Origin of the sequence: Desulfobaculum xiamenense (assembly GCF_011927665.1) — a bacterium.
Classification (GTDB): domain Bacteria; phylum Desulfobacterota; class Desulfovibrionia; order Desulfovibrionales; family Desulfovibrionaceae; genus Desulfobaculum; species Desulfobaculum xiamenense.
Window position 1 is genome coordinate 83,110 of sequence record NZ_JAATJA010000002.1, and the last position, 14,258, is coordinate 97,367.

10 protein-coding genes are annotated in these 14,258 nt (G+C 61.9%); 2 read left to right on the forward strand and 8 right to left on the reverse strand.

The features are described 5' to 3' along the window. Positions 1-507: 507 nt before the first annotated feature. The 5 genes from GGQ74_RS08310 to GGQ74_RS08330 all read right to left on the reverse strand — a co-directional run bounded on the left by GGQ74_RS08310 (position 508) and on the right by GGQ74_RS08330 (position 8,980). Positions 508-1,278 carry a tetratricopeptide repeat protein gene (locus tag GGQ74_RS08310; protein WP_167941111.1) on the reverse strand — a complete coding sequence of 257 codons (771 nt, stop codon included), beginning with the start codon at positions 1,276-1,278 and terminating at the stop codon, positions 508-510. Beyond that, a complete protein-coding gene (gene gyrA, locus GGQ74_RS08315; RefSeq protein ID WP_342448602.1) occupies positions 1,268-3,736 on the reverse strand; it encodes a DNA gyrase subunit A in 2,469 nt (822 codons plus the stop codon). The genes GGQ74_RS08310 and gyrA overlap by 11 nt, the downstream gene beginning before the upstream one ends. Before the next feature lie 236 nt (positions 3,737-3,972). Further along, entirely contained in the window at positions 3,973-6,387 is a 2,415-nt protein-coding gene (gene gyrB, locus GGQ74_RS08320) for a DNA topoisomerase (ATP-hydrolyzing) subunit B (RefSeq protein ID WP_167941112.1), read from the reverse strand. Further along, positions 6,387-7,544 (reverse strand): DNA polymerase III subunit beta, encoded by a 1,158-nt coding sequence (dnaN, locus tag GGQ74_RS08325; RefSeq protein WP_167941113.1) that lies wholly within the window; start codon positions 7,542-7,544, stop codon positions 6,387-6,389. The genes gyrB and dnaN overlap by 1 nt, the downstream gene beginning before the upstream one ends. Before the next feature lie 122 nt (positions 7,545-7,666). Next, positions 7,667-8,980, reverse strand: coding sequence for a DnaA ATPase domain-containing protein (locus GGQ74_RS08330; protein WP_167941114.1), 1,314 nt, complete (start codon positions 8,978-8,980; stop codon positions 7,667-7,669). Between the two features lie 254 nt (positions 8,981-9,234). Here GGQ74_RS08330 and GGQ74_RS08335 point away from each other — a divergent pair, with 254 nt between their 5' ends. Both GGQ74_RS08335 and larE read left to right on the forward strand, forming a co-directional pair. Beyond that, a complete protein-coding gene (locus tag GGQ74_RS08335; RefSeq protein WP_167941115.1) occupies positions 9,235-10,410 on the forward strand; it encodes a homocysteine biosynthesis protein in 1,176 nt (391 codons plus the stop codon). Next, positions 10,350-11,171 carry an ATP-dependent sacrificial sulfur transferase LarE gene (larE, locus tag GGQ74_RS08340; RefSeq protein WP_483413757.1) on the forward strand — a complete coding sequence of 274 codons (822 nt, stop codon included), beginning with the start codon at positions 10,350-10,352 and terminating at the stop codon, positions 11,169-11,171. Before GGQ74_RS08335 ends, larE begins: the two co-directional genes overlap by 61 nt. A gap of 512 nt (positions 11,172-11,683) precedes the next feature. Here larE and GGQ74_RS08345 read toward each other — a convergent pair. From GGQ74_RS08345 to dctP, 3 genes are all read right to left on the reverse strand, one after another. Further along, positions 11,684-12,154: a GNAT family N-acetyltransferase gene (locus GGQ74_RS08345; RefSeq protein WP_167941117.1), complete on the reverse strand. Its 471-nt coding sequence runs from the start codon at positions 12,152-12,154 to the stop codon at positions 11,684-11,686. Between the two features lie 69 nt (positions 12,155-12,223). Continuing rightward, positions 12,224-13,105 carry an RluA family pseudouridine synthase gene (locus GGQ74_RS08350; protein WP_167941118.1) on the reverse strand — a complete coding sequence of 294 codons (882 nt, stop codon included), beginning with the start codon at positions 13,103-13,105 and terminating at the stop codon, positions 12,224-12,226. Between the two features lie 110 nt (positions 13,106-13,215). Further along, the gene (dctP, locus tag GGQ74_RS08355; RefSeq protein WP_167941119.1) at positions 13,216-14,253 is read right to left on the reverse strand and encodes a TRAP transporter substrate-binding protein DctP; all 1,038 of its coding nucleotides are present in this window, start codon (positions 14,251-14,253) and stop codon (positions 13,216-13,218) included. Positions 14,254-14,258 lie beyond the last annotated feature (5 nt).

Sequence of the window (14,258 nt, forward strand, 5' to 3'; positions counted from 1 at the left end):
TCTTTCACCCCACGCACCGTCGCAGCCCCGCCGAAAAAAGAAAAACGTGGACCTACGCTTTTCGCGAAAGTCCACGTTTTTCCATCATGCCCAAGGCTCCATCGCGCAAAGCCGCACGGCGCACGAAGAGCATCCACGTCTATCGCATATCGGGGGTCCAGGGGGCCAACGGCCCCTTGGCCGGCGGAGCCTACGGCTTGCATCGGTCAATGAACGATACGGCAAACCACAGCGCCATACGGATAGCCACAGCGCCACACCGCTGCGCGGGCAAGGCCTCCGGCGGCCGGGGCTTTGCCCCGGACCCCACTCAAGGAAATGATTTCCTTGACAATCCTCACTAGGGCTTCGCCGCGCAAAGCCGCACGGCACGCCAAGGGCACCCACGTCCATCGCATGTCGGGGGTCCAGGGGGCCAGCGGCCCCTTGGCCGGCGGAGCCTACGGCTTGCATCGGTCAACGAACGACACGCCAAGCCACAGCACCATACGGCAGGGCACAGCAGTGCTACTGGAGGAGCTTCAGTTGCGTCTCGACGGCGCGGGGGTTCGGGTAGGTTTCGAGAATGGAGCGGAAGAGGTCGCGCGCGGCGGGGATGTCACCCTGCGCAACGGCGATTTCGGCGAGCATGTAGATGGAGCGGGCTTCGAGTTCGGGGTCGACGCCCTGCGCCTCAAGGAGCTTTCGCAAACAGTCTCGCGCCTGCTCGTTGTTGTTGAGCAGGAAGAAGGCCTGCGCGAGTTCATAGAGGCAGGTGGCCCGGGCCGGGCCATCGGGGGCATTGTCCACGGCGGCGCTCATGGCATCGCGGGCGAGGTCGTAATGGCCCTGAAACTGGTAGATCTTGCCGAGGTTGTGGTGGATTTCCCAGAGCCTGTCGGTGGGGACGGACTCCTCAGTCAGCAGGTGCAGCCATGTCTCGGCGGCCTTGCCCCAGTTGCGCATACGGGTATGCACCTCGGCGAGCTTCCATGTGAGTTCGGCGCTACGCTCCGGGCGATCGGCGAATTCGAGGATCATGGCTTCGAGAATGGTCACGGCCTTGGTCGGGGTATCGTTCACGACAAGACAGATGTCGAGCAGACGATTCCAGACGCGCCAGCGCTCGTCGCCCTGCGGGGTGGATTGCAGATAGGCCTGATAGAGACCTTCCGCCTGAAGGTAGTTGCCCCGGGCGTATTCCCCGTCGGCGCGGGCCAGAGGCCCGTCGCCGATTTGCGGGGAACACGCCCAGAGCGAACTCACGAGCAGCACGAGTGCCGCTATGCTATTCCTCATCTTCCCTTTCGTCGTCAGCCTTGCGCGCGTCGTCGATCTGGCGATCGCGCACGAGGTCGAAGCCCGCGACGTTGCCGTCGTCGTCGGTCATGGTGACGAGGCGCACGCCCTGTGTGGCGCGGCCGACCTTGCGGATTTCGTTGACGGTCATACGGATGATCTTGTTCTCGGAGGTGAGCATGATCACGTCGTCCTCGTCCTCGACCATGATGGCACCGAGCAGGTTGCCGGTCTTGGGCGTGGTGCGCATGGTGATGATGCCCTTTCCGCCACGGGTCTGGAGGCGGTAGAGGTCAAGGCTGGAGCGCTTGCCGTAGCCCTTCTCGGAGATAGTGAGGATGTCCTTCACCTCGCCGGTGGTGACCACGACGCCTGCCACAACCTCGTCGCCACCACGCAGGGCGATGCCCTTCACGCCAGCGGTTCCGCGGCCCATGGCGCGGGCGTCGCTGACGTTGAAGCGGATGGCGTAGCCATGCTTGGTCACGAGGATGATCTCGTCCTCGCGGCCCACTTCCACAACCTGCAACAGGTCGTCGTCATCGCGGACGCTGACGGCGATGATGCCGGTGGAACGGCAGTTGGTGTAGAGCTCCTGATGGGTGCGCTTGACCATGCCCTTGCGGGTGACGAAGAGGAAGCTGCGTTCCTCGGCGAATTCGCGCACGCACAGGGCGGCAGCCACGAACTCGTCCTTGTCGAGGGGCAGCAGGTTGGCGATATGCACGCCCTTGGCGGTACGATTGCCCTCGGGAATCTGATGGACCTTGAGCCGGTGCATCTTGCCCCTATTGGTGAAGAGCAGGATGTACTGATGGTTCGTGGTCACCAGGAAGTTGAGGATGAAATCGCCGTCGGAGGTATGCACGCCAAAGATGCCCTTTCCGCCGCGACGCTGCGCCGAGTAGTTCTCGAGCGCGGTGCGCTTGATGTATCCGCGCTGGGACAGCGTGATGACCACGTCTGCGTCGGGGATGAGATCCTCGACGTTGATGCCGGAGAGGTCACTATCGTCGATCTCGGTCTTGCGCGGAGTGGCGTAGGTGTTGCGCAGTTCGGCCAGTTCATCGCGGATGACGCCGACGAGCACTTCCTCGCGTTCGAGAATGCTGTGGTAGTACTCAATCTTCTGAAGCAGATCGCGGTACTCTTCAAGGAGCTTCTCGTGTTCGAGGTTGGTGAGGCGCTGCAGGCGCATGTCCAGAATGGCCTGGCTCTGAATCTCGGAAAGCTCGAAGCGGGCCATGAGCGCTTCCTTGGCGTCCTGCGGCGTCTGGGAATTGCGGATGGTCTCGACCACGGCATCGATGTTGTCGAGGGCGATGCGCAGGCCTTCGAGAATATGCGCACGGGCTTCGGCCTTTTCGAGGTCGAAACGGGTGCGGCGGATGATCACTTCGCGCCGGTGGCTCAGGAAGTGGCGCAGAATGTCCTTGAGGGTCAGCAGCTGCGGACGGTTGTCCACGACAGCCATCATGTTGAAGCCGAAGGACGATTCCAGCGCGGTGTACTTGAAGAGCGAGTTGACGACGATGTCCGGGATGGTGCCGCGCTTGAGGTCGATGACGATGCGGATGCCGCGTCGGTCGGACTCGTCACGCAGGTCGGCGATGCCGTCGATGCGGTGCTCGTGCACCAGCGAAGCAATCTTCTCGACCAGCGTGGACTTGTTGAGCGCGTAGGGAATCTCGGTGATGACGATGGATTCGAGACCCTTGCCGCGATCCTCGATCTTGAGCTTTCCGCGCACCTTCACGGAGCCGCGACCGGTGGTGTAGGCCTCCACGAGGCCGTCACCGGCATAGACCACGCCGCCCGTCGGGAAGTCCGGGCCCTTGACGAAGGCCATGAGGTCCATGGACGTGCTCTCGGGATTGGCCAGCAGATGCTGGAGGGCGTCCACGAGCTCGCCGAGGTTGTGCGGCGGGATGTTGGTGGCCATGCCCACGGCGATGCCGGACGAACCGTTGAGGAGCAAGTTCGGCACCTTGGTGGGCAGAACTTCCGGCTCCTGCAACGAGTTGTCGTAGTTGGGGCGGAATTCGACGGTGTTCTTGTCGATGTCGGACAGGAATTCGCCTGCCAGACGCGACATGCGCGCCTCGGTGTATCGCATGGCGGCGGCGGAGTCGCCGTCGATGGAACCGAAGTTGCCCTGTCCGTCCACGAGGGGATCGCGCATGGAGAATTCCTGCGCCATGCGCACCAACGCGTCGTACACGGCCGAATCGCCATGGGGGTGATACTTACCGATGACGTCACCGACGACGCGCGCGGACTTCTTGTAGGGCCGGTTGTAGCTGTTACCGAGTTCGTACTGCGCATACATGATGCGGCGGTGGACCGGCTTGAGTCCGTCGCGCACATCGGGAATCGCGCGGCCGATGATGACCGAGAGCGAATACTCGAGGTACGACCTCTGGATTTCCTGTTCAATACTGATTGTCGGGTTTTCCACGCTTCTCCCTCGCAAGCTTGCCGGAGCGAGGCTCCGGGCGGGGATTGGTCCGAATGGTCCTGCCTGCGCGGAAGACTCCACGCGGGGACCGGATCCGGAATCCGTATATCCCGGCCACACCGTCCGGTTGAGGACGGCGCGGCCGGGGGTCTGTCAATTCGATGCCCTCGCCGCCGGGACGCGCGCGGTCACATGCCGCAAAGCGCGCTCTCCCACGCAGGCGGGACGGCCACGGCCTAAATGTCGAGGTCGCCCACGGCGAGCGCGTTACGCTCGATGAACTGGCGGCGCGGCTCGACCTGATCGCCCATGAGGGCCGAGAACAACTCGTCGGCCTCGGCGGCGTCATCCACGGTGACGCGCAGCATGGTGCGGCGCTCGGGGTCCATGGTGGTCTCCCACAGCTGTTCGGGGTTCATTTCACCCAAGCCCTTGTAGCGCTGGATGTTGATACCCTTGTGCGCCTCGGTGAACACGGCCTCGAGCAGCTCGAAGATGCCGGAAACGGTCTGCGTTCCCTCCTTCTTGACCAGCTCGAACTCGTGGCTGCCGCACTGCTCCAGAATGGAGGCGTAGCGGTCGTAGCTCTGCTTGAATATCTTGGAGTTGAAGAACTCCACGCCCACGCGGGTCCGATGGCCCTTGCCGTTGTCGAAGATGACGTAATGGCGGCTCTCCAGCCCGTCGTCGGCAATCTCCATCGTGGCGGAGTATCCGCGCTCGGCGATGTAGGCGCACAGGGCCTCCCATTCGCCGTTATCGAAGGAGTGCTGGGTCAGCTTCGTGGGGAAGGCGAGAAGCTTGTGGAACAGGTTTCCGCCGATGCCCAGCTGCTCCGCCTCGGAGGTCTTCTCACGCAGGAAGTTGATCTTGTTCATGAGACCCACCAGACGCGAGGTGCGGAAGACGTGGTCCTCGCCCTCGGCACAGCCCAGCGCGCGGACTTCAAGGTCACCCGCGATGCGCTCCAGCAGAAATCCGGAGAATTCCTTCTCGTCCTTGATGTACTTCTCGAACTTACCCTTGTGCACGCGGAACAGCGGCGGCTGCGCGATGTAGAGGTAGCCGCTGTCGATGAGCTGCGGATAGTGGCGGAAGAAGAACGTCAGCAGAAGCGTGCGGATGTGCGCTCCGTCCACGTCGGCGTCGGTCATGATGACGATCTTGTGGTAGCGCAGCTTGTCGAGTTCGATGTCTTCCTCGTCCTGCCCGATGCCCGCGCCCATGGCGGTGATGAGCGCCTTGATTTCCCTGTTGCCGAGCATCTTGTCGAAGCGGGTGCGCTCGACGTTGAGGATCTTGCCGCGCAGGGGCAGAATGGCCTGAATGCGCGGATCGCGGCCCTGCTTGGCGGAACCGCCTGCGGAGTCGCCCTCAACGATGAACAGCTCGGATTCCTCGGGCTTCTTGGTCTGGCAGTCGGCCAGCTTGCCGGGCAGGGCGTTGTCGGACAGGGCACCCTTGCGACGCACAAGGTCCTTGGCCTTGCGCGCGGCCTCGCGGGCGCGGTAGGCGTCCACGACCTTCTCGACAATGGCGCGGGCGTCCTTGGGATTCTCCTCGAAGAACACGTTCAGGCGCTCATAGACGATGCCGGACACGAGGCCCGCAATCTCGGAGTTGCCAAGCTTGGTCTTGGTCTGGCCCTCGAACTGCGGCATGGGCAGCTTCACACTGACCACGGCAGCAAGGCCTTCGCGCACGTCGTCGCCGGAGAGCTTCGCCTTGAGCTTCTTGGGAATGTCCGAGTTCTGGACATAGTTGTTGATGGCGCGGGTGAGCGCCGTCTTGAAGCCCACGAGATGCGTGCCGCCTTCCTTGGTGCGAATGTTGTTCGCGAAGGTCAGCATGACTTCCTTGTAGGAAGAGTTGTACTGCAGGCCGAAATCGACGGTGACGTTATCCGCCTCGCCGGAGCCGGAGATGATCTGGTGGATGCCCGCCGTGCCGGAGTTGAGGTCGGCCACGAACTGGCTGATGCCGCCATCGAAACGGAACACGTCGTTGCGCTGGGTGCGCTCGTCGCGAAAATCGATTTCGAGGCCGGGATTGAGGTAGGCCAGTTCCTCGAAACGCTTGCGCAGAATCTCGTACTGGAACTGGTTGGTCTCGAAAATCTCCTCGTCGGGCCGGAAGCGGATCATGGTTCCGGTGTCGTCGGCGTCGCCGATGCAGCGCAGCTGTTCCTGCGGGACGCCGCGCTCGTACTTCTGGAACCACACCTTGCCGTCACGGCGCACGGTCACATCGAGGTACTCGGACAGGGCATTGACGCAGGACACGCCAACGCCATGCAGGCCGCCGGAAACCTTGTAGGAGTTATTATCGAACTTGCCGCCGGCGTGGAGCACGGTCATGACGACTTCCACGGCGGGACGATGCTCCTTGGGGTGCATGTCCACGGGGATGCCACGTCCGTTGTCTCGGACGGTGACGCTGTTGTCCACGTGCAGATTCACCACGATGCGATCGCAGAAACCGGCCATGGCTTCGTCAATGGAGTTGTCCACGACCTCGTAGACGAGGTGATGCAGTCCACGGAAGTCCGTGGACCCGATATACATGGCCGGACGCTTCCGGACGGCGGAAAGTCCCTCAAGGACGGTGATGCTTTCCGCGGTATAGGTCTGTCCGTTTGAAGGTTGGGTCATTATTCCGTGCCTTCCTCGCTGTAATACGTTTCTTCCACTATCTTCATGGGCATGATGATGACCTGATACTCGGGATCGTCGGCGCCGAACACGCCGCAGGGGCCTTCGGCCCCGGTCAGCGTGAAGCCGACCCGCTCCGAGGAGAAGTGGTTGAGAATTTCGATGAGATTGCGGGTGGGGAATGCAATCTTCTTCAGGTCGCCCGCGAATTCCACGTCGAGGGATTCGGACGCGGTGCCCACGTCCTGTCCCTGGCTATAAAGAACCAGCTCGTCGCCGAACTGGAAGTAGGCGCAGCGGTTGTTCTCGGTGTTGAAGATCATGATGCGTTCGAGCGCGTCGATGAGCTCCAGACGGTCCGCCGTCATGCGCGACACGCCGTCGTCGGCAATGCGGCTCAAGAACGAGTTGTAGTCCGGGTACTGGTAGAACGACAGCGGCAGGCTGAAGGTCTCCTTGCGGTCGGCGGTACGGAAGAACAGACGCTTGTTGTCGATGTTCAACTCGATCTCGTCGCCGGAAAGCCACTTCTTCAGCTCCACGAGGTACTTCTTCTGGATGAGCAGACCGCCATCAGGCACGAGCGCGCGCAGATCGTCATGCAGGAAGCGCAGCATAGCGAACTGGTGGCCGTTGAGACCGCAGGACTCGATGTGCTGGGTCGTCGCGGAGGGCTTCACACTCAGGCAGGCAATGGCCTCCATGGTGTCCTCGTCGCTGATGCAGTAGGCCGTCTTGTCGATCAACTCCTGCAGGAAATCACCCGCCCAGAACACCGAGTTTTCCTCGGGGTAGGCGGTGAAATTCTGGAACCAGCTCTTCTCGTTGGTGGGTAGCTTGTACTTGCGCCCGCCCTGCTGGATGGCGAGGAACTGTCCTTCGTCATCGGCCTTGAGCGTGATCTGTCCGGGGGGCAGCTTGCGGATGAGGTCGTAGAACGAGCGTCCCTGCACGCCAACGAGACCGTCCTCGATGATTTCCGCGGGGTAGGTGCCGCAGAATTCAAGGTTGGAGTCCGTGGACATGATGCTCAGGGTGCCATTTTCGACCTTAAGCCAGATGGTCCTAAGAAACGCGGCCCCGGTCTTGGCGGGGATGATGTTTGCCGACTTCTGCAGGCCCTCGATGATGTCGTCCCGGAACACCTTCAGAAACATCGTCTTCTCCTTGCTTCAAAACTGAACACGAATATCGCGGTCGCAGGAATTCCCGCGACGACCTCTCGAAACGATGGTCCCAGCCTCTTGCGGCGGAACCGTGAGATGAAAAAATGCCCGGCCTAGTCGCCGGACTCGCACTTCTTGCGCAGCGCTTCCAGCTTGTCGCGGAAGGCCATATCCTCGCTCATGCTCTTGCGAACCTTGCGCACGGCGTAGAGCGCCGTGGAGTGGTCGCGTCCGCCGAAAATCCGCCCAAGGGCAGGGTAGGAGCACCCCAGAAGCTCGCGACACAGGAACATGGCCATCTGGCGCGCCTGAACGATGTTCTGGTGCCGCCGCAGCCCCGTCAGGTCCTTGCGCTCCAGCCCCTGCGCCGCCGCGACGATGTCGAGCACTGCCTCGGGCGTCATGTCGGAGCGCACGCCGCCGGCCGTCTGCGACAGGATGCGGTCGAAATCGCGATCCGAAAGGTCCGCATGCACGAACTCGCGGTACGCGTAGACCTTGAGCAGAAGCCCCTGCAGAAAGCGCAAATCCGTGAAGCGCTGGGCAAGGGTCAGTATCCTGTCGCGCGACAGGGGAAGCCGCTTCTGCGTGCAGAAGCGCTCCACGTAGCGCACCCGGACTTCGAGGTCCGGTTCCTTGAGGGTGACGATAAGCCCCCACTCAAGGCGCGACTTGAGCTTGGGATCGAGAAACTCGTAGGAGGGTAGGTTATCCGCGCAGCAGAAGATCATCTGCCTCTTGCCGTTGTAGAAACTGTCGAAGAGGTTGATAAGCTCCGCCTGAAAGGCCCTATGCCGCCCCACGAGCTGAAAGTCGTCCACAACGAGGAAGCGGTGGGAGCACACATGCGAACGCGCCTTGAAATAGTCCCCGCCGAAGGTCCCCTCGTACAGATTGCACAGCTCCTCAAGGGACGCGCAGAACACGGCCTCCCGCCCGAAGCGTCCGGCCATCTCGTTGGCCACGGCCTTCACAAGGTGCGTCTTGCCGCACCCGGCGGGACCGCTAATGATGAACGGATTGAACTCCACATCCGTCTGACGGGCCACCTCGCGGGCGGAGGTCAACGGGAAGTAGTTCTTCCGGTTCTCGATGAAGCTCGAAAACGTGAACTCCGGCCCGAAGGGGAAATCCACGGACCGCGTCTCCTCGATGACGGGATGCTCGGCGGTGTCGTGCCCACGGCCATTGGAGCCGTAGCGGATCACCAGCCCGGAGCCAAGAAACCCATGCACTTCCGCCTCGAACCGCTCACGCATCGCCCCGGCGAACCAAGCGCCGAAAAAGGCGTGCGGAAACAGCACGGAGACTTCGCCGCGCTCTTCGTCCAGTTCCACCCGCAAGGGGTCGTACCAGCGCTTGAGCTCGATTGCGGAGCACGTTTTCCGCAGATGCTGACGCAGATTATTCTTCAGTTCGGAATCCATGGGTGTCCGGGTCGTTCGGGGAGAATACGGTTCACGAAAAATGAGGCAGAAAACACTTGTGAAATCGGCGAGTTGCAGACACGTTCACTGCTTCGAAAAAGTATGGGCCGTTATATCCCAAAACACTCCCAAAGCCAAGGGAAAACCTAGAATCCAAGCGGCTTCCCGCCGGATAACCAGGAAAAAACCCGTTGCCTTCATCAACGATATTCGACACGATGACCACCCATCTGACACATCGCACAGGAGGAGCCATGGGCAACTCGCACGCAGTGAATAAAACACTGAAGGAAATCAACGATAAGATCCGCAAGGGCAAGGCCGTCGTCCTCAATGCCGAGGAGATGATCGAGGTCGTGCGCAGAAAGGGCAAGGAAGAGGCGGCGAAGGAAGTCGACGTCGTCACCACCGGCACCTTCTCGCCCATGTGCTCGTCCGGTCTGCTCTTCAATATCGGCCAGAAGACCCCGCCGACCATGAAGACCTCCAACGTCTGGCTCAACGGCGTCCCCTGCTATGGCGGACTCGCCGCCGTGGATTCGTACCTCGGCGCCACCGAGCCAACCGAGGACGATCCGCTGAACAAGGTCTACCCCGGTCAGTTCAAGTACGGCGGCGGCCACGTCATCGAGGATCTCGTCCGCGGCAAGGCCGTGCACCTCAAGGCCACCGCCTACGGCACGGACTGCTATCCCCGCCGCGAGCTGGACAAGGATGTTACCCTCGCCGACCTGCCAGAGGCCACGTTGCTCAACCCTCGCAACTGCTATCAAAACTACAACTGCGCGGTGAACCTCACCAGCCGTCTCATCTACACCTACATGGGACCGCTCAAGCCCGGCGCGCGAAACGCCAACTACGCCACCGCAGGCCAGATCAGCCCGCTGTTCAACGATCCGTTCCTCAAGACCATCGGCCTTGGAACGCGCATCTTCCTCGGCGGCGCGGTGGGTTACGTCCTCGGACCGGGAACACAGCACAACCCCAAGCCCGCACGCAACGAGCGCGGAATTCCCCTCACCGGAGCAGGAACCCTCATGCTGCGCGGCGACCTCAAGAAAATGAACGCGCGCTACGTGCGCGGCGTCTCCATCACCGGCTACGGCTGCTCCCTCGCCATGGGCGTGGGCATCCCGATCCCCATCCTCAACGAGGAAATGGCCTGGTACACCGGCGTCTCGGACGCGGACATCGACATGCCCGTCAAGGACTACGGCTACGACTACCCCAACGGGCTGCCGCGCATCCTCAAGCACGTGAAGTTCTCGGAACTCGTCTCCGGCGAGATCGAACTCAACGGCAAGAAGGTCGAAACCGTGCCGCTCACCAGCTACAGCCGTTCCCTCGAAATCGCCAACGAGTTGAAGAAATGGATCGAGGAAGGAAACTTCCAGCTCACAGAGCCGCAGGAAGAGATTCCCTCATACTAGCCGATCTTCCCGAGGCTCTGCGCCGTCACCTCGCAGACCTCGAAAGACTTCTCGGTTCCAGTGCCCCCGGCGCCATCGCGGTGTCCGGGGGCCTGGACAGCCGACTCCTGTCCCTCATCGCCGCCCGCATCGGCATGGACGCCATCTGCGTCCATTTCACCGGTCCCCACCTCACCCCCGACGAATCCGCAAGTGCCCGCCAATGGCTCGAAACCATCGGCCTGCCGTTCGTCATTCTTGAAACCGACCCCCTCGCCATCCCCGAGGTCGCCGCCGGTTCCCCGGAGCGCTGCTACCACTGCAAGCGTCACCTCTTCGCCACCGCAGCACGGCTTCACCCCGGCCGCACCCTCATCGACGGCACCAACGCCTCGGACCTCACCACCCACCGCCCCGGACTCAAAGCCCTGCGCGAACTTGGCATCACAAGCCCCTTCGCGGCATGCGCCATCACCAAGGACGACATCCACACCATCGCCCGCGCCATGAATCTGCCCAACCCAGACCAGCCCGCACGCCCCTGTCTGCTCACGCGATTCCCCTACAACATCTCCCCCGGACGCGACACCCTGCGCCGCCTCGCCGCCATCGAGGACTCCCTCGCCCGCGACGGTTGGACCGACTTCCGCGTCCGCATCCGCGAGGACGGCACCCCACAACTCCACGCCAACCCCATAAACGCCCACCGCACCGCGCCCAGCGGACTCGACATCGTCTGGACAACGCAGGTCAGCGGACTCTGGGATAGACGGCAGTCGTAACGCACCACGCGTATACCGCTGCGCGGAGCAGGGACGGGACAGGGCAGGCAGGGACGGGAAAAGGCCTCCGGCGGCCGGGGCTTTGCCCCGGACCCCAGTCAAGGAAATGATTTCCTTGACAATCCTCACTAGGGCTTCGTCGCGCAAAGCCGCACGGCTCGCCAAAGGCACCCACGGTTATCGCATGTCGGGGGTCCAGGGGGCCAGCGGCCCCTTGGCCGGCGGAGCCTACGTCTTGCACCCATCAATGAACGATACGGTCAGACACCGCGATGAACCGCTGTGCGGAGCAGGGACGGAGAAAAAAGGCCTCCGGCGGCCGGGGCTTTGCCCCGGACCCCAGTCAATGAAATGATTTCCTTGACAATCCTCATTAGGGCTTCGTCGCGCTAAGCCGTACGGCTCGCCAAAGGCACCCACGGTTATCGCATGTCGGGGGTCCAGGGGGCCAGCGGCCCCTTGGCCGGCGGAGCCTACGTCTCGCACCCATCAATGAACGATACGGTAGGCCTCTACGCCAACGGCTTGAGCATTTCGACCTTTCGGGCTTCGGCCTTGGGGTCGAAATAGGCGTCGTTCACGTAGAAGCCGCGAGCGGCGTAGAAGTGGAGGGCGGTGCGGTTGCGCTCGAAGCATTCGAGGCGGGCATGGGGATACCCGGCTGCGGCGATGCGACGTTCAGCCTCGGCGATGAGGACTGATCCGATGCCGCGTTTGCGACAGACCTTGTCGACGTGGAACATGTCGATGGTGTTCCCGTCCACGCAGAGCATACCGACGAAGGAGCCATTAAGAACAGCGACGAGAATGCCGGACATACGACGCATGACGTAGCGTTCCGTCTCGGGGCCTTCGGTCCACGGGCGCAATTCGGACTCAGTAAACAGCCCGGCATAGACGGAGACGACGGCGGAGCGACACAGCTCGACGGCGTCGTGGAACTCGTCGTTGCGCACACTGCGGATCACGAGATCATGCGGCATGGGGCCTCCTGTGCAAATCGTCAGCCGCACCATGGCTCCAATATGGAACGAAGGGCTGACGATGGCGCATCAGATCAGCGCCTCCGGTTTCACGCGAAACGCTCCCTCCCAGTCGGGAAGCATCTCAATGACGTCGTCCTTCCAGCGGATGCGCCATGCGTGAAGGAGCATGGCGGAGCGATCGGACGTGCGCCCATACTTGCGGTCCCCAACGATGGGCAGCCCGCGCGAAGAGAGTTGCACGCGAATCTGGTGCGTCCGCCCAGTGAAGAGTGTGACGGCCATGAGGGAGTACTCGCGGGTGGAGAGGAGACATTCGGCGCGGGCATGGGCGTCGCGTCCGTCTCCAGTGTGGACCCGCTCCCGTCCCTCGGGACCAGTCTTGGCCAACTCGTCACGCATATCCATGACGGTGCCAACGGGGACCGCGCCGTGTACCCAGCACAGGTAGACCTTGTCGATGTCGTGAACCCGGAATGCGTCCTGAAGATCACGAAGCGTTTCGTATGACGTGGCGCACAGGAGCACCCCGGAGGTGTCCCGGTCCAGCCTATGGGCGGGAGTGGGGGCGAAGGGAGCATCGGGGAATTGGGCGGCAAGACGCGCAGTCAGGCAATCCTCGTGCCCAGAACCGGGATGCACGGCCAACCCGGCAGGCTTGGCGATGGCCAACAGCCCGTCGCGATGCAGAAGTACGCGAAGTGGAGGAAGGCCAGAGGGCGAGGCAGAAGCGGGTTCATCGATGCGGATGGGTGGCACGCGCACGACCTGCCCGGCCTCGATGCGGTCGAAGGGCTTGCGACGGCCGCCATCGACCCGCACCTGTCCTGTGCGGATGAGACGCATAACGAGTGAACGGGGAATGTCTGCCCCAAGGCGACGTTGTAGAAACTGAAGCAGCTTCTGGCCGCCTTCGTCGGGGGTGACCTCAAGGTGTTGAACGGGTGGCATGGCCCTTTCCTAGCGGATGTCCCCACCAAGGGGAAGAGGATTGGAATGGCGAATCCGAGCCGGAACGACCACCAAGCCCCTTAATATGAATGCGATGACGAGTTGTAATACTATCTGTCTGACGTTTTGGATTTCGAAATGGCCGTGCGTATTTCTTCAAGGACCGCGCGGCTTGGAACGCCATGTTCCTCGCTTGTTACGCAGGTACTTTCCACCAGATTTTCCATGACTTCGCGCATACGGTTCGCATCCGATACCGCGAGGCTGGTCATCTGGATTCCATGGCGTTCAAGGCTCCATTGCAGGGCACGTCTAGCCTGATCATCGGCATAAGCTCCGGTCCACAAGGCATGCTCACGAGAGAGGCCATCCATCACCCGCTTCACATCCTTCGGCAGGCCATCCCAACTTTCGCTATTCATGATGACCACGAAGGGGTGGACCTGAAAGCGCTCCGTGGAGACAAATTTGCAGTATTCGGCGAAATTCATGTCCATAAGCACCTCTGGCGAGGAAAGGACACCTTTAACCATGCCGTCGTGCAGGGCATCGCGCGTTTGCGACATGGGTAGGGCAACCGGAACGGCACCAAGTGCGTCGAGAACTCCGACCCCCTTGCCGACCGCACGGATTTCCAATCCCGGAAGATCGCTCATCCTGCCGATGGGCACCTTGCTCATGATGCATGATGGTCCTGAGGTGAAGGCCGTAAGTATCTTCACTGCCGAGAATTCATCAGGTCGATGGCGCAGGAGAAAATCGAGGAAGGTGACGCTGGCGACCTTGGCGTTGGGGAAGCCTACAGGAAGTTCAAAGAGCTCGCTCAATGGAAAATCTCCGGGACGGCTGGAGAGATGCAGGCAACCGATATCCGCGCGTCCAGAGACAACCCCCTCGTACAGGGTGGAGAAATTGAGGAGCGTGCTTGCAGGATGTGTCCGAATAACCACGCGTCCGCCGGTACGCCGGGTCACTTCCGCCGCCCAGCGCTCCATCTGGATGCAGGGAAACGTGGAAGCGGGCGGGGTGTTGGCGTATTCAAGAACGATGGGATTCTGCGCGTGGCACACCATGGACGCGCAAAGGGTGTACGCGAACACCAGCGCCACAAGGGCAGACGTGCGTAGCACGGACAACCGACGAGCCATCGGGC

What these genes read in the sequence shown, in the direction of transcription:
- GGQ74_RS08310 (WP_167941111.1), bottom strand. Translation starts at nt 1,278, where the DNA reads ATGAGGAATAGCATAGCGGCACTCGTGCTGCTCGTGAGTTCGCTCTGG.
- gyrB (WP_167941112.1), bottom strand. Translation starts at nt 6,387, where the DNA reads ATGACCCAACCTTCAAACGGACAGACCTATACCGCGGAAAGCATCACC.
- dnaN (WP_167941113.1), bottom strand. Translation starts at nt 7,544, where the DNA reads ATGTTTCTGAAGGTGTTCCGGGACGACATCATCGAGGGCCTGCAGAAG.
- GGQ74_RS08330 (WP_167941114.1), bottom strand. Translation starts at nt 8,980, where the DNA reads ATGGATTCCGAACTGAAGAATAATCTGCGTCAGCATCTGCGGAAAACG.
- GGQ74_RS08335 (WP_167941115.1), top strand. Translation starts at nt 9,235, where the DNA reads ATGGGCAACTCGCACGCAGTGAATAAAACACTGAAGGAAATCAACGAT.
- larE (WP_483413757.1), top strand. Translation starts at nt 10,350, where the DNA reads ATGGATCGAGGAAGGAAACTTCCAGCTCACAGAGCCGCAGGAAGAGAT.
- GGQ74_RS08345 (WP_167941117.1), bottom strand. Translation starts at nt 12,154, where the DNA reads ATGCCGCATGATCTCGTGATCCGCAGTGTGCGCAACGACGAGTTCCAC.
- GGQ74_RS08350 (WP_167941118.1), bottom strand. Translation starts at nt 13,105, where the DNA reads ATGCCACCCGTTCAACACCTTGAGGTCACCCCCGACGAAGGCGGCCAG.
- dctP (WP_167941119.1), bottom strand. Translation starts at nt 14,253, where the DNA reads ATGGCTCGTCGGTTGTCCGTGCTACGCACGTCTGCCCTTGTGGCGCTG.